Here is a 20,453-nt window from a genome sequence, read left to right as displayed (position 1 = left end):
TGTTGGTTTCCACGCGGAACTGAGCCGGTTAGGCGCATAATTTCCATTGAGAATTGAGCCATGTGAACCTTCCCCCAACGCGGTGAGTGGCGGGGGCAACGGAGTGATCCACATGGGACTTTTAAACATCATCCGTCGGATGGCGCTACGAGAGAAGCAGTCGATCCGCGAGATCAGCCGGCGCACCGGGCTGTCGCGCAACACGATCGCGAAGTATTTGAACGCTGGTACGATCGTGCCGACGTTCACGATACCGGAACGACCGAGCAAGCTTGATCCCTTTGCCGACAAACTGGCGGCCTGGCTGAAGACCGAGACCGGGAGGTCGCGCAAGCAACGCCGAACGTTGAAGCAGCTTCACGCGGACCTGGTGTCGCTCGGCTTTACGGGCTCCTATGGCCGGGTCGCCGCGTTCGCCCGTGATTGGCGGGCTGATCGGCAACGTGAGCAGCAGACGACGGGCCGCGGCATATTCGTTCCGCTGTCTTTCCACCCAGGCGAAGCATTCCAGTTCGATTGGAGTGAGGACTATGCCGTGATCGGCGGCGAGCGGACGAAGCTTCAGGTCGCACATATCAAGCTATCGCACAGTCGCGCGTTTCTGGTCAGGGCCTACCTGCTGCAGACGCATGAGATGCTGTTCGACGCCCACTGGCACGGCTTTCGTGTGTTCGGCGGCGTACCTGGTCGTGGCATCTACGACAATATGAAGACAGCAGTCGATCGCGTGGGTCGCGGCAAGGAGCGACAGGTCAATGTCCGCTTCCAGGCAATGACGAACCACTACGTCTTTGCGCCTGAGTTCTGCAATCCCGCCGCAGGCTGGGAGAAGGGACAGGTCGAGAAGAACGTCCAGGATGCTCGGCCACGCTTGTGGCAACAGATGCCAGACTTTCCAAATCTGGCGGCGTTGAATGATTGGCTGGAGCAGCATTGCCAGGACCTGTGGCAGGAGACGGCGCATGGCATCTTGTCCGGTTCGATCGCAGATGTCTGGGCTGATGAGCGGACAGCATTGATGGCATTGCCAAGCGCTTTTGACGGCTTCGTCGAGCAGAGCAAGCGCGTCTCGCCGACATGCCTGATCACCTTTGAGCGTAATCGTTACAGCGTGCCTGCATCGTTTGCGAACCGGCCCGTCAGCCTGCGAATTTATCCCGAGCGACTGGTCATTGCGGCCGAGGGCAATATCCTATGCGAACATCCGCGGATCATTGAGCGGAGCCACGACAAACCGCCGAGGACTATTTACGACTGGCGGCACTACCTTGCGGTCATCCAGCGCAAACCTGGTGCCCTGCGCAATGGTGCGCCCTTCCTGGAATTGCCGCTGGCCTTTCGACAACTGCAGGACCAGATGCTTCGCCGCGCTGGTGGTGACCGCGAAATGGCCGACATCCTTGCCCTCGTCCTTCATCACGACGAACAGGTCGTCGTCAGGGCTGTGGAACTGGCTTTGGATCAAGGCGTGGCGACCAAAACGCATGTGCTGAATCTTCTGCACATGCTGATCGACGGCAAGACGACCGATGGTCCCGATATCGATACGCCACAGGCGCTGACCTTGCTGCTTGAACCCAAGGCCAACGTAGAACGCTATGACGGTCTGCGTGTCCGGATCGTTGGAGGTCGCCATGCGTCATGATCCTGCCAGCGCAGCCGTCGTCATCATGCTCCGGAGCCTGAAGATGTATGGCATGTCTCAAGCCGTCAGTGATCTGATCGAGCAAGGTGCTCCGGCTTTTGACGCGGCCGTGCCGATCCTGTCCCAGTTGCTGAAAGCGGAAATGGCCGAACGCGAGGTCCGCTCAATCGCCTATCATATGAAGGCTGCCCGCTTCCCAGCCTACAAGGACATCTCCGGATACGACTTCGCCGCCAGCGAGATCAACGAAGCGACGGTGCGCCAATTGCACCGATGCGAGTTTATCGACGGAGCACAAAACATCGTGCTTGTCGGCGGTCCGGGCACAGGCAAAACCCACGTGGCGACGGCCCTCGGCATCCAGGCGATCGAGCATCATCGCCGAAAGGTCCGCTTCTTCTCCACCATCGAATTGGTCAACGCGCTTGAGCAGGAGAAGGCCAGAGGAAAAGCAGGGCAGATCGCAGAGACCTTGGTCCGCCTTGATCTGCTTATCCTGGACGAGTTGGGATACCTGCCGTTCAGTGCCTCAGGAGGAGCGCTGCTCTTCCACTTGTTGAGCAAGCTCTATGAGCGGACCAGCGTCGTGATCACCACCAACCTCAGCTTCAGCGAGTGGGCCACCGTCTTCGGCGACGCCAAGATGACGACAGCGCTGCTCGACCGCCTGACCCACCGTTGCCATATCCTGGAAACCGGCAACGATAGCTTCCGCTTCAAGGCCAGCTCGGCTGCAGCAGCACAGAAGAGAGGAGAAAAGGCCAATCCCTTGACCAAACCCTGATCAGAAAACCATACTCAGAGGTGGCTCACTTCTCGGTGGAAAAACCGGCTCAGTTCCGCGTGGAAACCAACACAGAGGCCAATCCCTTGACCAAACCCTGATCAGAAAACCATACTCAGAGGTGGCTCACTTCTCGGTGGAAAAACCGGCTCAGTTCCGCGTGGAAACCAACACGATGTCGTTTTCGAGGAAATGGGCATTGGGGAATTGCGCCGCCGCAGACTTCCCGTCTTCGATACCTTCCTTGATCGAGCCTTTGTAGAACTCGTGGTTGCCGGCGACATAGACGCAGGGCATGGCATGCGCGATGTGCGTGGCGAGCCAATGCACGCCGTTGGCCGGAGCGCGACACAGGTCCCCGGCCATGACGCAGACATCGGCGTCGGGAACGACAAGCGGCTGACGCAGGTCTGCATATTCGAGATGGAGGTCGGAGAGCAGCCAGATTTTCATATCAGCGAACCAGTTGGGGATCTATCGAGCGGGCGACGGTGATGGACGGGCCTGTCTTTGCCGGAGATCCGTATCCGGACGGCTCGGAGCAACGCGAGGAAGGATTCGCGCAATTGTTGACAAGGGATTTTGCGGGCTGAATCCTTTTGTCTGCGTCATCGTCGCGCCGGAAGGTCGACCATCTTGTGCCTGACCTGTTCGACAACGGCGTCCAGATCCGGCCCTTCCAGCGTTTCCTCCGCCAGCAGGATGTTCGCCAGGAACTGAAGCGCCGTCTTCTGCTTGCGAACGATGTCGCGCGCGGCCTTGTGGGCGCTCGCGAGCCGGGCATGCACGCGTTGGGCGAGCTCCAGGTCCGTGCCAAGGATTGCCACGCCGCTCGTGGGCTTGCGGTAGAGCAGCGGCCATTTGCGGCTGAATCCGAGCACCGTCTCCATGTCGAGCGCGAGGCTGGTGGCAAGGGCGAGATCGCTCTGCTCGGAGCCGCCGGAGTTCGACGTTGCCGAACCGAGGATTTCCTCTTCCGCTGCCCGGCCGGCCAAGTGTGCAATGAGGAAGACGGTGAGCAATTCCTCGGTCTGCTCGTCCTGGCTGAACGCGCCAAGGACGTATCCGCCATCCCGCGCTTCGATGGTGATCTCGATGATCGGGCCAAGCTGGAAATAAAGGCGGGCAATCGCATGCCCGGCCTCATGGACGGCCATGCGATTAAGCAAAGGCATCGAACGCGGCTGCTTCGTCCCGGTAAGCAAGGATTCGATGTCGTCATAGGTGACGGCCCGCTTCTGTCGCCGGGCCATTCTCCTAGCGTTCTGGACGACCTCACTGATGTCGGCGCCCGTCATCCCGCCGGCCTTGCGGGCAAGGGAACGAAGCACGCGTTCGATCGCGGGCGCGTCGGATGTGGCCCCGTTGGATGTAGCAATGTCGGGCTGCATCATGGCGTTCCCTTCCAGGCAATGTCCTCTATTCCGTTAGCGGCGAGGTCTCGCAGCACCGCGTCGGGCAGTGTGTGGAGAAAGCTGCGAAGATCGTCCTCCGATTGGAGGGCTGTCGGCTTCGGCGCGGTGGCGATGATGGAGTCGAGATCATCACCCAGATGGTGCCGAAGGATTCCCATTCGGGCCGCGACATCGGGCGGCGAGATCTTCAAGTGCGGCGAAAGCCTGCCTGATCGCAGTAGCGCGGGGTCTATGATCGCCGGATAGTTGGTGGCGCCGACCACGATCACGCCGGTGGTCCTTGCCGCGCCGTCGAGAAGTTCGAGCAGGCAGTTGACCAGGGCGTTCCAGTAATCGGCATAATCCCGGGTAAAATCGGTGCGGCGGCCGATGCCGTCGATCTCGTCGATGAAGAGAATTGCCGGATGATGCGTGACGGCCTCCGCAAAGGCCCGCTTGATGCGTTTCACGACATCGCCGAGATAGGCGGGTTCGAGCCATGTAGCCATCGACGTCGAGAACATCGGGATCTGCAGCGAGTTGCAGAGCGAGCGGGCGAACATGGTCTTGCCCGTGCCCGGAGGGCCGGAAAGAAGCAGTTTCGTGCTCATCTCCTCCCAGTGGAGGCCCCCCGCTTGCCATAGCGGCAGGTCTTCTTTCAAGGAAAGCCCCCAGTCGCGGGCTTCGTCACAGCCAGAGAAAGTCTCAATGCGCTCGATGAAGCGACCGCTGTCGGCGCCGGAGATGTCTTTCGGCTGGACGATCTCGCTTCCGGAGACATGATCCTTGCCACGCCGCCCAGACGAGCCTGAGCCGGAACTGGTGCTGTTCGAATCCCCAGATTTTGCCGAAGCTTTGGTTTCGTTGTCGTCAGGCGGTTCGCCATCGGGATCGGAAGCAAGAATGCGCAGGGTCGCGGCTGCGGAGGACGGCGTCACGCCCGGCCGGATGGCGATCGACAGATCGGCGAGATCAAGCTTGCCGAAATCGATGTCGTCCAGTTCTTCTGTCGGTATTTCGCCCAGCACCGCCCGGATGGTCCGCTTGACGATCTCCGCGTTGAGAGTGCCGCAGTCGAGCTTGAGTTGGGCGGCGGCAGCGAGCTTTGCCGGGACCTTCCTGTCACGTTCCGAAACGAGAAGGATTGGATAGGAACCCTGCACAGCTTGAGCAACGTGCCAATGGTCGTCGTCCCGGTCGCGATCCTTGCCGGCGAAACTGACGATCTGCCGTTTTGCGGCGGGCGCGTTCGGGAAGTAGAAGCTTCTACGTCGATCGATATCGTAGCCGTTGCAGCGGGTGACTTCCCCCGGCAGGATCAGGCCGCGTCCGAGGAGATCGAGGAAGCACGTCTCGAAATGCCGCGTCCCGCAATGAATGGCAACGATCGGCTGCTGCTGGCCCAGGATACCAAGTGTCTGGGTCTCGGAACGTTCTGCATTGGTGACCGCCTGTGCGACGAGCAGCAGGCATGCGACCTCGGATGCCCTGGGCGGTTCGGCGGCCGCCCGCACGGCCCGTACGATCTCCGTTGCCGAGGCGCTCCCCTCGAGCAAGACTGGACCGCCGCTGTTCCCGTTCTGGGAAGCCGAAGTCGATGGCTGAGGCTGGTCTTCTTCAACGAACAGGTCGCTGGGGGCCGGATGGCTGGTTTCGTCAACCAGCCTGCGCCTGCGGCGCGCCAGCATGGCGGCGGCCTGCTTTCCCGATGCAGTGGCCGGAAGTCCTTCTCCCCGATGAAAGACATGGAGAACGCGGCCACCACTGTCGACGAATTCTTCGCGCAGAAAGCCTGCCTCGACGGCTGCATCGACGGCACGGCGCTCGGCCTCCCGGCGCAACCGCCGCACGAAGTGCAGCGCGAGGCGATCGTTCAACTCGTACGTTATATTCGACGTCGCTGTCATCCCTGATCCTTTCTCCGTTGGAGAGTGCAGCGCGCTTCGCGCTCATTGCGGCTCCCGGTGCCGTTCACGGGTTTCCACGAGTGTTTCGACAAGGCGTTCCAGCTTGCGGATCGAGCCACCCGTCCAGGCCCGGGCCAGGGCTTCGATCTCGTATCCCTCGAGCGGCGTCGCCCAGCGCGGGTCATGGCCCTGTTCGAGATAGAGTCTTTCGAGGATGCGGCTTGCCAGGAACGGCAGATCGTCCAGGCCGGGTTCTGGAAAGCGAAGGATGCGGCATCGGTCGCGCAGGACGGCCGGAACGCTTTCGACTTCGTTTGCCGTCATCAACCAGGAGAGATGCGACAGGTCGCAGTTCGACTCGAGGTAAGGGTCGAACCAGCGGGCGGAGGTTTCCTTCTCCAGAAGTCCGACCAGCACGTCATGGACGTTGCCGTTGTGCCGGCTTGTTCCCACCTTCTCGATCTCGTCTAGAATGATCGCGGGTCCGGCACATTCATGGCGACGCACGGCCATGACGGCGAGGCTCGGCTCGCCCGACGACCATCGGCGCGCCGTGCCGCCGAGCGCGCTGTCGCTCAGTCCACCGCAGGAGACGAGTTCGTAGGGAAGCCTGAGTTCCTCGATCAGCCGCCTTGCGAAACGGGTTTTGCCGCATCCTGGGATCCCGAGCAGGATGACTGGCCGCAAACGCACATGCTTCCTGCCGACCAGCCTCTTCAGTAGATCATCGGCAATCGAGATGGCCCAGGGGAACTCCGTCGTCAGCCGTGTCCGCACGGCGGCAAGGTCGGGAGTGCCGGGCAGCGGCAAGCGACGCCGCACGAACGCCTCGAATTCCTTGACGACGCGCTTGCCTTCCGACGTGGCATCGTTGCCGACGGAGGTGAAAACGAGAATCGACCCGTCTCTATCGGTTACGTCCAGCGTTTCGTTGTCGACGACCTCCGTCAGATCATCGATGACAAGAGGCTGCTCCTCCGGCTCCGTCCTCTTTGACGCGCGCTTGATCGCCCCCTCGAAATCGCGTTCGTAGCCTTGCAGCATGCGCGACAGCGATCGGCGCGAGGCGTAAAGATTGTCGACCTTGGCGGCTTGGGCGAGCGAGCACGCCATCACGGCCCAACTGAGCGCCCGCCCGGCCAGGCGGAGATCGTCCCGGTTATTAATGTCCCGCAGCGCGACGACTGCTGTTTCGCCTGCGATCGATGCGGCGGCATCCGAATCCCCGGAGGAGGCGAGATAGAATCGGCACCGCAGCCGGCATGCCTCGATAGGGACGCCCTTTACCGCTTCCACGCCATCGAGGGCCTTCACCAGAGATCGCACGCCGTCATCGCTCTGTTCGACGGTCAGTTCCTCCAGGGCGGCGGCGAGCGATGCGAACGCGAGATCACCGCGATTCCTGAGCCGTCGCCACAGCCGTTCGGCATATTCGCGGATATCCTCGCCGAGGTCGCCCCGGAAGAAGCTCATGCCGCGCAGCAGTTCCTCCTCGCTCGGCAGGTGCAGCCCCTCGACGGCTGCCTTCAGCCGCCGGCTGAAATGACGATCCTGCGAATCCAGGGAACTCATGGCCACGGCTCAGGCATCCAGGCCGGAACGCTCGGCGGGGCGGCCAAGCCGATACCAGCGCGACAGCGTGCGTGCCCAGCTGTGGTCCTTGGAAAGCAGCCACAGGTCAGACGTGCCGATCAGTCGGTTCTCGCCGGCAAGCCGAGGATGACCCGTCGACAGGCCGGCGAGGCAAGGCACCGCCCTCCGCGCAAGGATCCATCGGTCGAGAATCGGGGCGTCATCGCCGGCCATCGCCTCCGGCAGCACGCCACGGTGAATGCCTTCCACGTCAGCGACCAGCGCGGCGAGGCGCTCCATCTCGCGCACGAAGCCGGCATCGGGTTCATCGTGCTGGTTGAACAGCAGCATCAGCAAGCCTCCGTCTGTCTCCAAGGATCCAGCGCATTCGGATCCTTGCGATTCGCTGGAATCAGCGGGACAGACATACGGCGTCGCGTCATCGGCGTCCATGACGTCGGTTGAGGCGTCCACGACGCCATTCAAAGATTCACTTATGGATTGCCATAAGTGCTATCTGGAGTGCCGGCGGGGCAGGCGCTAGGAATGGGGCATGGATGTCCCCAACGAACTTCTGCGGGCCGCGCGTGTCGCCCTGAACATCGGCCAGCGAGAACTCGCCAAGCTCTCCGGCGTCGGTCAGCGGACCATCCTGCGCATCGAACGCAACGACGAAACGGTCACGTTGGAATCACGCCGTCGCCTGCAGGATGCATTCGAAAAGGCTGGCGTAACGTTCGTTCCCGATGACGGGACGTCCGGGCCCGGGCTGCGAGTCCGGCGGGATCTTATAAATCAGAAAGGTTTGAGGTTCTAACGATCGCGAATGTCAGCACTGATTCCGCCTAGTCGAAGTCCGAGGCGCATAGCCCACATTGCGAATGTGAACTTTGATTCAAGTGATTTGCAACGGGCAGCGATCCGGTCTTTTATATGGCGGAATTGAGGCTCGACACGAAATACGGCAGAAGAGAAAACGGAAATTTCTTTACAAATCAGAGGGTTATATCATACTCTAACTACACCTGCGTCAAATCAAATTGTGGCGCGTGTAGTTTTGCACCGGATATGGCAGTGGCCGGGAATTGGCGGGAATAGCCGGGACTGCGCGAGAAACCCCGGAAACCCAAGGGGTTGAGCAGGACCAACCGGAGCGGCGGAGCCAAAGAGCTTTTGCACCTGAAGCCGCTGGAACCGGCCACATCGCGGGCGGCAGAGAAAATCCCGGCGAGATTTCGAACCGGCCTTCAAAAACCATCGAACGGGCTTTGAGAGCGCTTCGAACCGCTTAAAACGTGGGTTCCTGCCGGCAAGCATCAGGCGATGACCGGCGCTGTTTGGTGGCCAAGGGCACGGCAAATCCAATTGAGCAACCCACATTAAGATGGATTGCGCTTAAAGCGCGAGAATAATGCGTATTATCAAACAGATAGGCAGGGTCAGGGCTAAAGAGGGCAATCCATATCGCGCTGCGACATTTTCGCTGTACACTGTGCGGACCGAAGACGGGCTTCGCCTAGGTGGCTACTGGCACCGTAGCGCGACTGACGATCATGAGGCCGAGCGTTTGCCGGTACCGGGCGCGGCAGCAGCTGCTTTAAGTCGTCGCATCAACGCAAGGCGGAGTTGCGGCAGCGTCGCCTCGATCATCTCCTTGTCCGACAGGTCCGATACCTTGGCCACCAGGTCGTTGTAGAGGTTGCCGGCTTCGTTGGTTGCGCGATCGCCGGGCAGCGTCATGCCCATTTCCTGATGGACCGACTTCGCCAACCGGGCGAGTTTTTCCAGAAGGTCAGGGTCTACCGAAGCGGCCTCCCGCTCCTGCTGACCTATCATGCGAGGGCCGAGGCCTGTCAGCACCCAGCCAGGATTAACGTCGACCGCTTTGAAGAGCAGCAACGTCTCGCCACTTGGCACGCCTTCATCTCGCTCGATCTTCTGCCAAGCTCGCAGAGATATGCCGAGCCTATCGGCCATGCCCTGCTGCGTTTCGCGCAGTTCGGAGCGTAGTCCCGCCGCGCGACCGCCGATGGTGTCCGGCGCGTTCAACGCCGCCATTCCTCAACAGGCACAATAATGCTTGCGCATGAGCACAAATATGCTTATCCCTACCTAAGTCGCCGGTAACACCCGCCGACAATTGCACACACACGAACCAACAAAAAGCGGATGCGCCAACACCCGCTTAATGAGGAGATACCGATGACAAAGCCCAAAGCCTGGGATCGTCACGAAATCCTTGCCTGCCTGCGCCGCAAACACATGACGCTGGCAGGCATTGCAGAGACGTACGGGCTTGCGCTTTCCGGAGTCAAGAACATCTGGACCCGCCCAAACGAACGCGTCGAGCGCGCCATCGCCGATTTCATTGGCGAACCCGTGGAGACGGTATTCCAAGACCGATATCCGAAACGCAGGAACCGCATTCTCGCAACCAAATTCACAACCCCCAGCAAGCCCGCTCCCGCCCGCCGGGATGCCGCTTGATGCGTGGCGCAGGGCGGGTTCCGGCTGCTCTAGCCTTTGCCATCCGGTGGAAACCGGCAGGGCATGAATGCACTCCCATAGTCGAGAGGTCCGCCCCGGCTGTCAGCGCTCCGACCCGCCCCACGTCACGCCCTGGACAATTGCCGGATCGACCCCGCGCCACAACGGCGAAAGTCTCCTCGAAAATCGACAGGCCCAACCCGTTTATCCCAGCGCATTCGAAAGCCTGCCGGGCTGCGGAGACGCTCGCGATGGCCTCGATCCTGATCATCAGCACAGCCGCTTGCGTCGTCCTCGCCCTTTCCCGGCTGTTTGTGGAGTAAGTCATGACGATCAATCCGTACAACGAAGACGAGCGCCTGGAGGTCATGATGGCCTGCAGCTACGCTGCCGTGAAATCCGGCTTCAGCCATCTGGCGCTGCGCGACATCATCAATCCGCCGCACGCTTGGTTCGATGCGGCGCTTGCCCGTCAGATCGCAATCCACATCCTCAACACCGTCTTCGACGTGCCGCGCCGCCGTCTCGTCACGATGATGGGCCGGCAACGCTGTTCGATCTCCTTTGCCGTCCGCTCTGTGGATGCGCGCCTGGAACACCCGGTTTTCGAGGCTGCCTACAAGCGCATGGCTCGCCGCGCGCTCGACCTGTTTGACAAGAAAATCATGAAGGACGCCGCGTGATGAAATTCGAACGTATCGCCGTCACCGATATTGTCGTGCCGCAGCGGCTGCGGGCCGTGGAAGAAGAACATGCCATCGCCATCGCGCAGTCGATCGTCGAGCATGGCCTGATCAATCCGATCACCGTGCGCGCCACTCCAGCGGCCAAGGGCGGCAAGTTCACTTTGGTGGCCGGCGCGCACCGTCTGCGCGCCACAGTGCTGAACGACGACGACAACATCGACGCCGTGATCGTCGATGCCGACAAGGACGAGGCGCAACTTGTCGAGATTTCGGAAAACCTGTTTCGAAACGAACTATCGGTGATCGACCGGGCCGTGTTCGTCGGCTCCTACCGCGAGGCGTGGGAACGCAAATACGGTAAAATCGAAGCGGGTCGGCCGGGTAATAGGATCAACTTGATCCAATTACTCGAAGACGAGGCATCAGCAGGCTTTTCGCAATATGTTGCGGACCGCATGGGGATCTCGGCTCCATCGGTCAAGCGCCTTAGCTTCATTGTGCAGAAACTGCATCCGGACGTTCGCTCCGCCATTCGCGGCACCCCGCTCGCCGACAATCAGTCCGCCCTGCTCAAGCTGGCCAAGATGGAGCCGCACAAGCAACGCCTGACAGCCATCGCGCTCAAGGCCGAAGGGCCGAACTTGGCCAAGGCCTTAGCGGCCGTAGAGGGGCCGCGCCCCAAGGTGGACAAGCAGGCCGCAGTTTATGACGACCTCGTATCCGCCTGGGCGCGAGCCACCGAAGAAACCAAGGCCCGGTTCATGGAAGAATTTGGATTGGTCGGATTGGTCGAAGCCGGGGAGCCGGCACAATGACCAAGCTCCATCCCGACCAGTACGATCTTTTCAGCGAGCCGCGCTTTCCGGTGCGCTCGCCCGCAACCCATATCGACCTGCAGCGTTTTCGCTCGAAAGTGAAACGCGCGATGGCAGAGGCGATCCGCCAATGCCCATACGACCGCCCGGTGATCGCGGCACGCATGGCGCAATATCTCGGCCTGCCGTCGATCAGTAAGGCCACGCTCGACGCCTATACGGCCGAGAGCAACGCCAACCACGATATCAGTCTTGCCCGTTTCAAGGCGTTCGTCCGCGCCACCGGGGCCGTCTGGCTTTGGGACATGGTGGTTTCGGAAGACGGCCTGACATTGCTGGAAGGTGACGAGGCTCGGCTCGCCGAAATCGCCGCGATCCAGCAGGAGCGCAAACTTCTCGAAAGGCAGCTCAAGACGCTCTCGGCCATCCCCGTCAACCTGAAGCGCCGGGTGCGCTGATGTCGATTGCGCGCGAATGGTTTTCCGTTGCTGAACTGGCAGCTGCGAAGCTGCCAGACCTGCCGCCCTCCGAAAAGAGCCTGGACAATCTGGCCCGCGCAAAGTGGCGTCATAACCCAGCCTTCGCACGTCAGGTGAAGGGCGATGGAAAGCCTGTCTGGCAATACCATGTCGACCTGCTCCCGAAGGCGGCACAGCTGCGCCTCCTGGTCGTACATTCGACCCCGGCCAATGACGATGCCGACCCCGCCGCCGAAAAGAAAAAGGCCCTTTGGGCGCGGTTCGAAGCCCTTTCGAACGATCAGAAAGCCATCTGCGATATGCGCCTGAAGACTGTCACGGAGGCGGATGAGCTGTTGCGATCCGGCTGGTCGGTCACGGCAGCAGTGGAGCTGGCCGGCAAACGCCACGAAGTCAGCGCCCGCAATATCTACCGCTGGCTGGGTGCGGTCCACGGCTTGGATCGCGATGACTGGCTGGCCGCACTTGCTCCCGGATCAAAGGCTAGCGCTGAACGATCCGCCTGCCATGAACAGGCATGGGCCTTCATCATGTCGGACTATCTGCGACCGGAAGAGCCGACGTTCACGAGTTGCTACCGTAGACTGCTCAAGGCGGCGAAGAAGGAAAAATGGTCGCCGGTACCATCTGAATGGTCTCTGCGCCGCCGTCTGAATGCGGAGATACCGGAAGCCGTCCAGACGCTCGCCCGCAAGGGCCGAGACAAGGCAAAGACCCTGTTTCCCGCCCAGCGCCGAACCCGCACCCACCTGCATGCGATGAAGGCGGTCAACATGGACGGCCACAAGATCGACGTGTTCGTGCGCCTCGACGATGGCCACGTCACCCGCCTGATGCTGCTCGGTATCCAAGACCTGTACTCCGGAAAAATCCTCGCGTGGCGACTGTCCGACAGCGAAAACAAGGAGACGGTCCGGCTCGTCATTGGCGACATGGTCGAGCGCCACGGCATCCCCGATATGATGACGCTGGATAACGGCCGCGCCTTCGCCTCAAAAGACATCAGCGGTGGCACGCCGACCCGGTATCGGTTCAAGGTTCGGGACGAAGACCCGCAGGGCCTTTTGACCACGCTCGGCATCGAGCTGAAGTTCACCCTGCCCTACTCGGGCCAGTCGAAGCCGATCGAACGTGCATGGCGCGACCTAGCCAGCGAGATATCGCGGCACCCGATCTGTGCCGGCGCCTACACCGGCAACAAGGTCGACGCCAAGCCGGAAAACTACGGCTCCACCGCCGTGCCGCTGGCGGTGATGAAGGCCCATGTCGATCGGATGATTGCCGAACACAACGCCCGCCCTGGTCGTACCGCCAAGGTATGTGCCGGCCGCAGCTTCGACGAAACGTTCACCGCCTCCATGGCCGATCCCGCCACGATCGTGCGCTGGCCAACAGCTGCCCAGCGGTCACTCTGGCTGCTGGCAGCGGACCGTATCCGCACCCAAAAGGGTTCCGGCGAAATCCATCTGTTCGGCAACCGCTACTGGTCGCGCGAGTTGAACGGCCATGCCGGGCGCTTCGTCACGGTACGCTTCGACCCCGACGCCCTGACGCAGCCGATCAAGGTCTACGACGCCAACAACGTGCTGATCTGCGATGCCGAGTGCGTTGCAGATACCGGCTTCCACGACGCGGAGGCGGCGCGGCGACACGCCAAGATGCGCGGCGATTACCAGAAGGCGGTCGCGGCCCAAAAGCGCGCCCATGCGCGCCTGTCGGCCGAGGAACTGGCCGCAATCCTGACCAAGGGCGAGGAAGCGCCAGCCGCACCTGCCCGATCCGCTCCTCCGAAAATCACGCGACTGGTCACGGGCAATCTGGCGATGAAGCCAGCGCCGGCCGAGCAGATGGATGACGAGGAAATTGAGAACAGTTTTTCGAAGGCGATGGCCAAGCTGACAGGCGGCACTTCGATCCACCAATTCCCGCAGGGGAATGAGCCGGTAAGTAGTGAGTACGGTTCCAAAAAGAACGGGCGGGTTTGAAAGCCCGCCCGAAAAAATCAACGAGGAACCTTTTTAGATGAATGAAATCGTAGGCACAAGCCACCTGAAATCAACGCCGGTTTGGGAGCGGCCCCTCGCCGGCCCGGATGCCAGTCTGGCGAACCGGACGGAAACCGACATCAACGCGTGGTGGCTGTTGATCGACCAGGTGATCGAGATCGCCACCGCACAGGGCTGGACCAAAACCGATGTTGCGCGGCGCATCGGCATGCCCGACGGGACGTTTAGCCAGTGGTTTTCCGGCAAGTACAACGGCCGGCTGGAAAACCAGAACAAGCAGGTGCAGCTGTGGCTGGACGCGGTCGGCGAGACTGTCGGACTGGTTGCGGCTATCCCATCCAGCCCGGCCTTCCTTCCGACCATCGCCGCGAAGGAAGTTCTGGAAACCCTGCACTGGGCGCAGGTTGCGTCGGACATGGTCATCATCACGTTGGAAGCCGGCATGGGCAAGACGATGACCTGCAAGCACTTCGCCGCCACCCGCCCTCATGTCTACATGGTCACCATGTCGCCGCACACCAAGACGGTGCACGGCATGCTGACCGATCTCGCCCAGGAACTGGACGTGATGGTCCACAATCCCGCCCGCCTCACCCGCGCCATCGGCAAGCGGCTGGAGCGGTCGGGCGACGGCACGCTGCTGATCGTGGACGAGGCGCAGAACCTCAACGACGATGCGGTCAACCAGCTCCGGCACTTCGTCGATATCCATCGTTGCGGTGTCGCCCTGGTCGGCAACACCGAAATCTACGGCAGGTTCTCGAAGAACCGCGACGACAAGCGCGACGGGCCTTCCTACGCGCAGATCAAAAGGCGCATAGGCAAGCGGCTGCTGCGCAACAAACCCTACATGGACGATCTTCGGACGTTCATTTCGGCATGGGGCGTGTCCGACCCGGACGCGGTCAAGTTCCTGATCGGCGTCGGCAACAAGGGCGGTGCCCTCGGCCAGATCGACAAGACGGTCAAGCTTGCATCGATGTTGGCCACCGGCTGCGGAGAGCCGATATCACTCAAGCATCTGCAGGGGGCCTGGAAGAACCGCGACGTGGAGATGGACACATGAGTGCCGTCCTTTCCACCAAGCTCAACGAGATCGCGGGCTATTTCAAGGATCGGCGGCCGACGCCGATCACCATCAACGAACAGTCCCGCCAGTTCTTCTTCGAGCAGATCAGCATCCTGCGCGATCTGGCCCTCTGCATGGAAAGCGAACTGAACACGTTCCGGTTGCTTGAAGCGGATCGTGCTGGTCGCAGGTTCCTCGATCAGGAAGCCGACGCTGCCTTGCATGCCGCACCCATCGCCCAGGACGGCAATGTGTTCCGTCCGGATTTCGGGGGGAGGAAGTCATGACTGACAACCTCTACCAAGTGAGCGACGGCCTGTTCCAGTTGCGGCGGGCACTCGTATCGCATGAAGCGACCGGCGTGACGTTGAGCGCCGAGCAGGTCCAGCTGATGAACCGCGTGCTGTTCCTCTTCGGCCAGTCCGCCCTCAAGCAGGCACATGAGATTTCCCGCCATCGGTGGAACGCGGCAGCGCGTGCCGATCACGGGAGCGAGGACCGCGTGCTGGAGGAGGCCATGCGGCCGGGAACGAACCTGTTCCTGCTGGCCAATGTCGGCCGCGATGGCCTGCCGGGTGCATCGGCATGAGTGGTTCCGAAGCCCTGCAGTCTGCCGCCCAGCGCGTCGATGTTCTTGACGCTGCCGGCCACATCATCGCGAACCCCCGGCGCAATGCAGTCGGGGCCTCTTCGTCGACCGTGCTTGCGCTTGCCGTTGCGACCGAACGCTTTTGGGCGGTCTGCGTGGAAGCTGACCTCCTCCTGCGGGCGCTCCGCCTCCCGCAGGACACAGATGAGAATTGTGCCGTAGCCGACGCCGCGATCGCGCATCAGGCCAGCGAGGTCGCTCGCCTGCTGTCCGCCATTCGCGTCGAAACCCAAGCCCTCACCGAGAAGGAAATGAAAGATGGAAGCTCAAACGCTTGAACAGGCTCCGGCCGGCGTCGTTGATGTCGCCGGCAAACCCTACATGCCCGACGCCAAGGGCAACCTTGTTCCGTTGGAGAGCATAAAACCTGCCGACAAGCTGCAGGACGAAACAGTCCGCAAGGTGATCAGCTACGCCCGCGAGCTGTCGGAACAGATCTCCCGCTTCAAGGCCCACACCTTTGACGATCTCGGCGCATTCGAAGCGCTGCTCGCCCAGGAGTACGGCGCAAAGGTCGGCGGTTTGAAGGGCAACAAGACCTTCATGTCGTTCGACGGCCTGATGAAAATTCAGGTGCAGGTGCAGGACTACATCGACTTCGGCCCGCAGCTGCAGATTGCCAAAAGCCTGATTGACGAATGTCTGCGGGAATGGACGGCCGACAGCCGTTCCGAAATCCGCTCGATCGTGACCCGCGCCTTCAACGTCGACAAGACTGGCCAAATCAACCGCGCCGAGATCTTCGCGCTGCTCCGCCACGACATCGAGGACGAGCGCTGGCTGAAGGCCATGACCGCAATCCGCGACGCCATGCGTGTCGTTGGTTCGAAAACCTACGTGCGTTGCTACGAGCGCTCCCGACAGGACGCGCCGTGGACCGCCGTCACCATCGATCTTGCCAAGGCTTGAGGGGGAAATCATGAACGCGATCAATCATCAGCTGGCCAGCGAACTGGCCAAGGAATTCGACTTGCCGCAGACGCCGGCCGAGGAACTGGAGCGGGCGGCAGACGGCTATCGGCGCTCGATCGAAGCTTGCATGCGCCGCGCATCCGACGCCCGCAAGGCATGCGCATCCACAGTGCAGGAGGTCGAGGACGAACGAGGCCGGCTCGATGCCGTCTATCACCAGGACATGGCGCGCCTGGACGCCGAGGTCGTCGCCGCGAAGGCGAGCGCCGCTGCTGAAATCACCGCCGTCAACAAGCTGGCAGAGGCCAGCCGCACCGCGCTGGAGGCGCTTCAGTCATGACCCTGTGGATTAACAATCTGAAGCGCCTGGTCGCGCTGGTCGATGAGCAGATGGCCCACGTGTCGGAAGCGTCCGGCTCCTCCGACACCAAGACCATCAAGGATTACGCCGCGTGGCGCAAGCGGCACGACGCCGCCATGCGCGCTTTGATGGCATTTTTCATGAACCAGGAGGATGCCAGCTTCACGAGCCGGGGAAGCGATTGCTCCGTCAAGATGGCCAGCATCCGGTCGACCTGCACCAGCGGCTTCGACGGCGCGTTGCGCAACTGGCAGACGGCCGCGAGGAAGAAGATCGACGCTGCCCAGCCGGCCGAAGACGTCATCAACCTGCAGGGCTCCGGCCCGGCACCGATCGTGCCGAGGGAGGGCTGAGCGATGAGCATACACGATAAGATCAGGGATCAGGTCGGGCTGGCGAAATTCTATGCCAAGGACGGCGCGTTTCACACAGCCGCGAAGATCCTGCACGAGTTGGCGGACGAGGTCGAGGCGCATGCCTGCTGGGCAGATAGGGCCGTGACCGCCCTGCTAACCGACCTAGAGCAGCGGGAGGGTTGAGCTATGAGCGCCGCCAGCCAGAAAGTCCGCGACCGCATCCGCATGCTGCGCGAGAAGACGCCCGAGCGCGGCTGCACGGAAGCCGAGGCCCTTGCCGCCGCCGAGAAGGTCGCGCAGCTGATGCGCGACCATGGCCTATCTGAAGCCGATATTGTCATGAGCGAGGAAACGTCGCCAAGCGACCATGGCCGATCCATCAAGGCAAAGCTCTGGCCGGTGATCGGCCATTGCACGAACACCGCCCATGTCGTCATCCGTGGCCGCAGCGGTGCCGAGGTCCAGTTTATCGGGCGGGCACCGGGGCCGGAGGTCGCCGTCTATCTGCGGGAAGTTTGCGAGGGCGCGATCACCCGCGCGGTGCGCGAATTCAAAACCACCACGTTCTATCGCCGCCGGAGGGGGCTGAAGTCGAAACGTGCGGCGGTTGCCGATTTCACGGATGGCATGGTCAATCTGCTGCGATGGCGACTGGTCGACGTTTTCGCGTCCACCATCAATGAGGCCGCACAGGCCGATGCCGCCACCGCGTTGGCCGAACGCTATCCCGATATGGGTCTTATCAAACAGCGGAAGGCGCCGCTGCGCCACAGTGCCGCCCGGTCAGCAGGCTGGCGCGCCGGTGCGCGGGTTACGCTTGCCCATGGAGTTGGCGAGGCCGATGCGCCGCTGCAGATAGGCGGTGCGTCATGACGCACCACACCCTTACGACCGCACAGCGCGAGTTGGCCTTGTCGCTGACCGCTGTCATGGAGGGCATGCCCCTCGACGATGCGTTCGCGGCAATTGTCTCGATCACGGCCGCGACCTGCAACAACAGTTTTGATGGCGGCGTCACCAGCCGCAGCGTCGCCATCTGGCTTGCCACCAAGATCGTTGAAACGGTTGATGCTGGCCAGCGCGGCGAGCTGCGTATGCACGGCGAGGCCCTGCAATGAGCGCGCTCGCAGCCATCCACGTCGCAAAGAAGCAGCTTGGCCTGGACGATGACACCTATCGTGCCGCCCTGGTCAACATCACGGGCAAGGCTTCGACGCGCGACATGACCGAGGCCGAGCGCAACAAGGTCGTCGCGGCCTTCCGCGATCGCGGTTTCAAGCCCGCCTCAACCGGCTCTCGAAAGCGCCTTGAAGGCAAGTATTCCGGCAAGCTGCAGGCGCTGTGGATCGCCGGTTGGAACCTCGGCGTCGTTCACAATAGAGACGACAAGGCGCTGATCGCTTTCGTCGAACGGCAGACAGGCCTGTCTCACGTTCGCTTCCTCCACGATCCAGCCGACGCCGCGAAGGCGATCGAGGCGCTGAAAAGCTGGATCGCGCGTGAGGCCCGTGTGGACTGGTCGACGGGCTTCGATCGGCCCGATTGGCTGCGCGTTCCCGGAGCGCAGGTGGCGATCGCTCAATGGCAAATCCTGTTGGCCGCAGAGGCCTTTGGTGCCTCCATCGCCGACTTCCATAAGTTCGTGTCGGACCAAGGATCGACTGTCTACCAGATGGCCGACCAGGACTGGCAGCCGGTCATGAACGCTCTCGGCGAACAGGTCAGAAAGGTGCGCCGCTGATGGCCAGGGTCTCGATTACCAGCCAGCTCCTCGAAATCGACCGGGAGATCAAAATGCGCAAGCAGGTTTACCCGCGTCGGGTCGCGGAAAGGAAGATGCGGCAGGCCGAGGCCGACCTGCTCATCGGCCACATGGAAGCCGTGCGGGACACATTGCTGTTCTGCCAGGATCATGAGGCCGATATCCGGGCCTACATTGCAGCGAAGAAGGCTGGTTGATGATGGTTGCCTATAGCTTCAAGGCCATGTTCAGCCCGCAGATCATCGCCGGCTCCAAGCTCCAGACGGTGCGCGCCGATCGGAAGCGTCATGCGCGACCGGGTGAGCCGGTGCAGCTCTATCAGGGCATGCGCACCCGCCATTGCCGCAAGCTGGTCGATCCCGACCCGATCTGCACCGCAACCCGAAGGATCGAGATCGCTACCACAGTGCTGATCGACGACATGATCGCGACAATCTTGATCGACGGAATACCGCTGCGCCCCGCCGAGATCGAAGCCTTTGCCTGCGCCGATGGCTTCGGTGTCGACGCTGTCGGGGACTGGCGGTGGAAGCACACAGGTTGGCGCGGTTCCGCGCGCTGGAACATGGGTCACTTCTGGATGACCAACCACGGCGCCGGCCGCTTCGACGGCGTCCTGATCGAATGGAGGCCGGCCTGATGCCTGTTGTCCACATCACGGATCGTGCCGTGCTGCGGTATCTGGAACGCGCGCACGGCCTCGATGTGACCGCTGTACGCCGGCACCTTGCCGGCCGTCTGGAAAATGGCGCGCGCCTCGGCGCTGTCGGCGTCACCATCGACAACGTGAAATTCGTCCTGCAGCGCGACGCCGAGAACGTCTCGGCCGTCACGGCACTGTTTCCGCAATGGCCGGCCAGGACGTGATGATCATGGCCAGCACCTTGCCGCAAATCCTCCCGTTGCTCGTATGGACCGAGCAGCGGGAAGTGCTTTTGCTGCAGGATGCCCGCACCGATCTCCAGCGCCGTATCCTGTCGCTGCGGCCGCACAGCCACCGGCGCGTCGTGCTGGAGGCGCGCCTGCGCGATTTGACGGCACAGCAGTTGAAGCTTCAGACAGCGATCGGGAGGGCGATTTGACGGACGACGACCGCCCATGGCTTTCGCCCATGCTGAACCGGATCGCCGAGGTCGCCGGCGAGCGCGCCGCCCTGATCCTTGGCCGAGAGCGCGCCTGCCTGACCGTTTTCATCCCGAAGCATTTTCGGCCTGGTCATTGGCTGCCGGAGCTAATCGGTGAGGAGGCCGCTCGGAACATGATCGCGGCATTCGGCGGTACCGAGATCGAGATACCGCCAGCGCTGGCTGGCCAGATGCGCCGCCGCCGCGTTGCCATTGCCGAAATGACCCGCAACGGTTATTCCATCAATCACACCACCCGGCTGCTCGGTGTCAGTCGGTCGACCGTGAAGAGCCATCGCCGCCGCCTCAAAGATGGCGAGCCGGACGATGATGGCCAAGGCTCCCTGTTTTAGCAGCCGTCGACCAGGGCGAAACTGCCCCCGCAACTTCCATCCCTGAATGACCACAATGCCTCCGAATACCGGGGGCCGCTCCGGCTTTGTCG

30 protein-coding genes are annotated in these 20,453 nt (G+C 61.9%); 24 read left to right on the top strand and 6 right to left on the bottom strand.

Annotated features, from left to right (window positions below):
* The first annotated feature begins 112 nt into the window (after positions 1-112).
* Entirely contained in the window at positions 113-1,645 is a 1,533-nt protein-coding gene (gene istA, locus ASD64_RS13955; protein ID WP_056106002.1) for an IS21 family transposase, read from the top strand.
* Complete coding sequence (gene istB, locus ASD64_RS13950; protein ID WP_056105999.1) at positions 1,635-2,429, top strand: IS21-like element helper ATPase IstB; 795 nt, start codon at positions 1,635-1,637, stop codon at positions 2,427-2,429. Before istA ends, istB begins: the two co-directional genes overlap by 11 nt.
* Before the next feature lie 150 nt (positions 2,430-2,579).
* Here the strand turns inward: istB and ASD64_RS13945 are convergent, their stop codons facing one another.
* The 5 genes from ASD64_RS13945 to ASD64_RS13925 all read right to left on the bottom strand — a co-directional run bounded on the left by ASD64_RS13945 (position 2,580) and on the right by ASD64_RS13925 (position 7,653).
* Positions 2,580-2,882: a metallophosphoesterase gene (locus tag ASD64_RS13945; RefSeq protein ID WP_056105927.1), complete on the bottom strand. Its 303-nt coding sequence runs from the start codon at positions 2,880-2,882 to the stop codon at positions 2,580-2,582.
* A gap of 155 nt (positions 2,883-3,037) precedes the next feature.
* Entirely contained in the window at positions 3,038-3,823 is a 786-nt protein-coding gene (locus tag ASD64_RS13940; protein ID WP_056105925.1) for a hypothetical protein, read from the bottom strand.
* Positions 3,820-5,730 (bottom strand): AAA family ATPase, encoded by a 1,911-nt coding sequence (locus ASD64_RS13935; protein WP_082549991.1) that lies wholly within the window; start codon positions 5,728-5,730, stop codon positions 3,820-3,822. The genes ASD64_RS13940 and ASD64_RS13935 overlap by 4 nt, the downstream gene beginning before the upstream one ends.
* Positions 5,731-5,772: 42 nt before the next feature.
* Positions 5,773-7,302, bottom strand: a complete 1,530-nt coding sequence (locus tag ASD64_RS13930) for an AAA family ATPase (RefSeq protein WP_056105921.1) — start codon at positions 7,300-7,302, stop codon at positions 5,773-5,775.
* Positions 7,303-7,311: 9 nt separating this feature from the next.
* The gene (locus ASD64_RS13925) at positions 7,312-7,653 is read right to left on the bottom strand and encodes a DUF6634 family protein (protein ID WP_156460146.1); all 342 of its coding nucleotides are present in this window, start codon (positions 7,651-7,653) and stop codon (positions 7,312-7,314) included.
* A gap of 202 nt (positions 7,654-7,855) precedes the next feature.
* Between ASD64_RS13925 and ASD64_RS13920 the strand changes: the two genes are divergently transcribed.
* On the top strand, positions 7,856-8,119 hold the full coding sequence (locus tag ASD64_RS13920; protein WP_056105918.1) for a helix-turn-helix domain-containing protein: 264 nt from the start codon (positions 7,856-7,858) through the stop codon (positions 8,117-8,119).
* 734 nt (positions 8,120-8,853) lie between these two features.
* Here ASD64_RS13920 and ASD64_RS13915 read toward each other — a convergent pair.
* On the bottom strand, positions 8,854-9,351 hold the full coding sequence (locus tag ASD64_RS13915) for a helix-turn-helix domain-containing protein (protein ID WP_156460145.1): 498 nt from the start codon (positions 9,349-9,351) through the stop codon (positions 8,854-8,856).
* 153 nt (positions 9,352-9,504) lie between these two features.
* On the opposite strand from ASD64_RS13915, the gene ASD64_RS13910 reads away from it, so the two are divergent.
* From ASD64_RS13910 to ASD64_RS13810, 21 genes are all read left to right on the top strand, one after another.
* Entirely contained in the window at positions 9,505-9,789 is a 285-nt protein-coding gene (locus tag ASD64_RS13910) for a helix-turn-helix domain-containing protein (protein WP_056105997.1), read from the top strand.
* 326 nt (positions 9,790-10,115) lie between these two features.
* Positions 10,116-10,472, top strand: a complete 357-nt coding sequence (locus tag ASD64_RS13905; RefSeq protein ID WP_056105914.1) for a hypothetical protein — start codon at positions 10,116-10,118, stop codon at positions 10,470-10,472.
* Positions 10,469-11,290 carry a ParB N-terminal domain-containing protein gene (locus ASD64_RS13900; protein ID WP_056105912.1) on the top strand — a complete coding sequence of 274 codons (822 nt, stop codon included), beginning with the start codon at positions 10,469-10,471 and terminating at the stop codon, positions 11,288-11,290. Before ASD64_RS13905 ends, ASD64_RS13900 begins: the two co-directional genes overlap by 4 nt.
* Positions 11,287-11,748, top strand: a complete 462-nt coding sequence (locus ASD64_RS13895; RefSeq protein WP_056105909.1) for a hypothetical protein — start codon at positions 11,287-11,289, stop codon at positions 11,746-11,748. Before ASD64_RS13900 ends, ASD64_RS13895 begins: the two co-directional genes overlap by 4 nt.
* Positions 11,748-13,754, top strand: a complete 2,007-nt coding sequence (locus ASD64_RS13890) for a transposase domain-containing protein (RefSeq protein WP_056105907.1) — start codon at positions 11,748-11,750, stop codon at positions 13,752-13,754. The genes ASD64_RS13895 and ASD64_RS13890 overlap by 1 nt, the downstream gene beginning before the upstream one ends.
* A 37-nt stretch (positions 13,755-13,791) precedes the next feature.
* Complete coding sequence (locus ASD64_RS13885) at positions 13,792-14,841, top strand: AAA family ATPase (RefSeq protein WP_056105905.1); 1,050 nt, start codon at positions 13,792-13,794, stop codon at positions 14,839-14,841.
* Positions 14,838-15,131: a hypothetical protein gene (locus ASD64_RS13880; RefSeq protein ID WP_056105903.1), complete on the top strand. Its 294-nt coding sequence runs from the start codon at positions 14,838-14,840 to the stop codon at positions 15,129-15,131. The genes ASD64_RS13885 and ASD64_RS13880 overlap by 4 nt, the downstream gene beginning before the upstream one ends.
* The gene (locus ASD64_RS13875; RefSeq protein ID WP_056105901.1) at positions 15,128-15,433 is read left to right on the top strand and encodes a hypothetical protein; all 306 of its coding nucleotides are present in this window, start codon (positions 15,128-15,130) and stop codon (positions 15,431-15,433) included. Before ASD64_RS13880 ends, ASD64_RS13875 begins: the two co-directional genes overlap by 4 nt.
* Entirely contained in the window at positions 15,430-15,771 is a 342-nt protein-coding gene (locus ASD64_RS13870; RefSeq protein ID WP_056105899.1) for a hypothetical protein, read from the top strand. Before ASD64_RS13875 ends, ASD64_RS13870 begins: the two co-directional genes overlap by 4 nt.
* Complete coding sequence (locus tag ASD64_RS13865; protein ID WP_056105897.1) at positions 15,752-16,402, top strand: DUF3164 family protein; 651 nt, start codon at positions 15,752-15,754, stop codon at positions 16,400-16,402. The genes ASD64_RS13870 and ASD64_RS13865 overlap by 20 nt, the downstream gene beginning before the upstream one ends.
* 10 nt (positions 16,403-16,412) lie before the next feature.
* Entirely contained in the window at positions 16,413-16,745 is a 333-nt protein-coding gene (locus ASD64_RS13860; RefSeq protein WP_056105895.1) for a hypothetical protein, read from the top strand.
* Entirely contained in the window at positions 16,742-17,119 is a 378-nt protein-coding gene (locus ASD64_RS13855; RefSeq protein ID WP_056105893.1) for a hypothetical protein, read from the top strand. Before ASD64_RS13860 ends, ASD64_RS13855 begins: the two co-directional genes overlap by 4 nt.
* Positions 17,120-17,122: 3 nt before the next feature.
* Positions 17,123-17,305, top strand: a complete 183-nt coding sequence (locus ASD64_RS13850; RefSeq protein WP_056105891.1) for a hypothetical protein — start codon at positions 17,123-17,125, stop codon at positions 17,303-17,305.
* 3 nt (positions 17,306-17,308) lie between these two features.
* Positions 17,309-17,995 (top strand): DUF2786 domain-containing protein, encoded by a 687-nt coding sequence (locus ASD64_RS13845; protein WP_056105888.1) that lies wholly within the window; start codon positions 17,309-17,311, stop codon positions 17,993-17,995.
* Positions 17,992-18,240, top strand: a complete 249-nt coding sequence (locus tag ASD64_RS13840; RefSeq protein ID WP_056105886.1) for a hypothetical protein — start codon at positions 17,992-17,994, stop codon at positions 18,238-18,240. The genes ASD64_RS13845 and ASD64_RS13840 overlap by 4 nt, the downstream gene beginning before the upstream one ends.
* Entirely contained in the window at positions 18,237-18,863 is a 627-nt protein-coding gene (locus ASD64_RS13835) for a regulatory protein GemA (RefSeq protein ID WP_056105884.1), read from the top strand. Before ASD64_RS13840 ends, ASD64_RS13835 begins: the two co-directional genes overlap by 4 nt.
* 53 nt (positions 18,864-18,916) lie before the next feature.
* Positions 18,917-19,081, top strand: a complete 165-nt coding sequence (locus tag ASD64_RS13830) for a hypothetical protein (RefSeq protein WP_210171810.1) — start codon at positions 18,917-18,919, stop codon at positions 19,079-19,081.
* Positions 19,081-19,524, top strand: a complete 444-nt coding sequence (locus ASD64_RS13825; RefSeq protein WP_244480793.1) for an ASCH domain-containing protein — start codon at positions 19,081-19,083, stop codon at positions 19,522-19,524. The genes ASD64_RS13830 and ASD64_RS13825 overlap by 1 nt, the downstream gene beginning before the upstream one ends.
* Complete coding sequence (locus ASD64_RS13820) at positions 19,524-19,751, top strand: hypothetical protein (protein ID WP_082549995.1); 228 nt, start codon at positions 19,524-19,526, stop codon at positions 19,749-19,751. Before ASD64_RS13825 ends, ASD64_RS13820 begins: the two co-directional genes overlap by 1 nt.
* A gap of 5 nt (positions 19,752-19,756) precedes the next feature.
* Positions 19,757-19,966 carry a hypothetical protein gene (locus tag ASD64_RS13815; RefSeq protein WP_156460144.1) on the top strand — a complete coding sequence of 70 codons (210 nt, stop codon included), beginning with the start codon at positions 19,757-19,759 and terminating at the stop codon, positions 19,964-19,966.
* Complete coding sequence (locus tag ASD64_RS13810; RefSeq protein ID WP_056105877.1) at positions 19,963-20,361, top strand: helix-turn-helix domain-containing protein; 399 nt, start codon at positions 19,963-19,965, stop codon at positions 20,359-20,361. Before ASD64_RS13815 ends, ASD64_RS13810 begins: the two co-directional genes overlap by 4 nt.
* Positions 20,362-20,453 lie beyond the last annotated feature (92 nt).

Origin of the sequence: Mesorhizobium sp. Root157, from assembly GCF_001427385.1 — a bacterium.
Classification (GTDB): domain Bacteria; phylum Pseudomonadota; class Alphaproteobacteria; order Rhizobiales; family Rhizobiaceae; genus Mesorhizobium.
The sequence above is the reverse complement of the archived record's forward strand: the minus strand, read 5'-3'. Positions and strand labels throughout refer to the sequence as shown.

What these genes read in the sequence shown, in the direction of transcription:
- ASD64_RS13825 (WP_244480793.1), top strand. Translation starts at nt 19,081, where the DNA reads ATGATGGTTGCCTATAGCTTCAAGGCCATGTTCAGCCCGCAGATCATC.
- ASD64_RS13870 (WP_056105899.1), top strand. Translation starts at nt 15,430, where the DNA reads ATGAGTGGTTCCGAAGCCCTGCAGTCTGCCGCCCAGCGCGTCGATGTT.
- ASD64_RS13845 (WP_056105888.1), top strand. Translation starts at nt 17,309, where the DNA reads ATGAGCGCCGCCAGCCAGAAAGTCCGCGACCGCATCCGCATGCTGCGC.
- ASD64_RS13860 (WP_056105895.1), top strand. Translation starts at nt 16,413, where the DNA reads ATGAACGCGATCAATCATCAGCTGGCCAGCGAACTGGCCAAGGAATTC.
- ASD64_RS13875 (WP_056105901.1), top strand. Translation starts at nt 15,128, where the DNA reads ATGACTGACAACCTCTACCAAGTGAGCGACGGCCTGTTCCAGTTGCGG.
- ASD64_RS13840 (WP_056105886.1), top strand. Translation starts at nt 17,992, where the DNA reads ATGACGCACCACACCCTTACGACCGCACAGCGCGAGTTGGCCTTGTCG.
- ASD64_RS13865 (WP_056105897.1), top strand. Translation starts at nt 15,752, where the DNA reads ATGGAAGCTCAAACGCTTGAACAGGCTCCGGCCGGCGTCGTTGATGTC.
- ASD64_RS13835 (WP_056105884.1), top strand. Translation starts at nt 18,237, where the DNA reads ATGAGCGCGCTCGCAGCCATCCACGTCGCAAAGAAGCAGCTTGGCCTG.
- ASD64_RS13945 (WP_056105927.1), bottom strand. Translation starts at nt 2,882, where the DNA reads ATGAAAATCTGGCTGCTCTCCGACCTCCATCTCGAATATGCAGACCTG.
- ASD64_RS13910 (WP_056105997.1), top strand. Translation starts at nt 9,505, where the DNA reads ATGACAAAGCCCAAAGCCTGGGATCGTCACGAAATCCTTGCCTGCCTG.
- ASD64_RS13855 (WP_056105893.1), top strand. Translation starts at nt 16,742, where the DNA reads ATGACCCTGTGGATTAACAATCTGAAGCGCCTGGTCGCGCTGGTCGAT.
- ASD64_RS13935 (WP_082549991.1), bottom strand. Translation starts at nt 5,730, where the DNA reads ATGACAGCGACGTCGAATATAACGTACGAGTTGAACGATCGCCTCGCG.
- ASD64_RS13930 (WP_056105921.1), bottom strand. Translation starts at nt 7,302, where the DNA reads ATGAGTTCCCTGGATTCGCAGGATCGTCATTTCAGCCGGCGGCTGAAG.
- ASD64_RS13830 (WP_210171810.1), top strand. Translation starts at nt 18,917, where the DNA reads ATGCGCAAGCAGGTTTACCCGCGTCGGGTCGCGGAAAGGAAGATGCGG.
- istB (WP_056105999.1), top strand. Translation starts at nt 1,635, where the DNA reads ATGCGTCATGATCCTGCCAGCGCAGCCGTCGTCATCATGCTCCGGAGC.
- ASD64_RS13895 (WP_056105909.1), top strand. Translation starts at nt 11,287, where the DNA reads ATGACCAAGCTCCATCCCGACCAGTACGATCTTTTCAGCGAGCCGCGC.
- istA (WP_056106002.1), top strand. Translation starts at nt 113, where the DNA reads ATGGGACTTTTAAACATCATCCGTCGGATGGCGCTACGAGAGAAGCAG.
- ASD64_RS13925 (WP_156460146.1), bottom strand. Translation starts at nt 7,653, where the DNA reads ATGCTGCTGTTCAACCAGCACGATGAACCCGATGCCGGCTTCGTGCGC.
- ASD64_RS13905 (WP_056105914.1), top strand. Translation starts at nt 10,116, where the DNA reads ATGACGATCAATCCGTACAACGAAGACGAGCGCCTGGAGGTCATGATG.
- ASD64_RS13920 (WP_056105918.1), top strand. Translation starts at nt 7,856, where the DNA reads ATGGATGTCCCCAACGAACTTCTGCGGGCCGCGCGTGTCGCCCTGAAC.
- ASD64_RS13885 (WP_056105905.1), top strand. Translation starts at nt 13,792, where the DNA reads ATGAATGAAATCGTAGGCACAAGCCACCTGAAATCAACGCCGGTTTGG.
- ASD64_RS13890 (WP_056105907.1), top strand. Translation starts at nt 11,748, where the DNA reads ATGTCGATTGCGCGCGAATGGTTTTCCGTTGCTGAACTGGCAGCTGCG.
- ASD64_RS13815 (WP_156460144.1), top strand. Translation starts at nt 19,757, where the DNA reads ATGGCCAGCACCTTGCCGCAAATCCTCCCGTTGCTCGTATGGACCGAG.
- ASD64_RS13880 (WP_056105903.1), top strand. Translation starts at nt 14,838, where the DNA reads ATGAGTGCCGTCCTTTCCACCAAGCTCAACGAGATCGCGGGCTATTTC.
- ASD64_RS13940 (WP_056105925.1), bottom strand. Translation starts at nt 3,823, where the DNA reads ATGATGCAGCCCGACATTGCTACATCCAACGGGGCCACATCCGACGCG.
- ASD64_RS13850 (WP_056105891.1), top strand. Translation starts at nt 17,123, where the DNA reads ATGAGCATACACGATAAGATCAGGGATCAGGTCGGGCTGGCGAAATTC.
- ASD64_RS13820 (WP_082549995.1), top strand. Translation starts at nt 19,524, where the DNA reads ATGCCTGTTGTCCACATCACGGATCGTGCCGTGCTGCGGTATCTGGAA.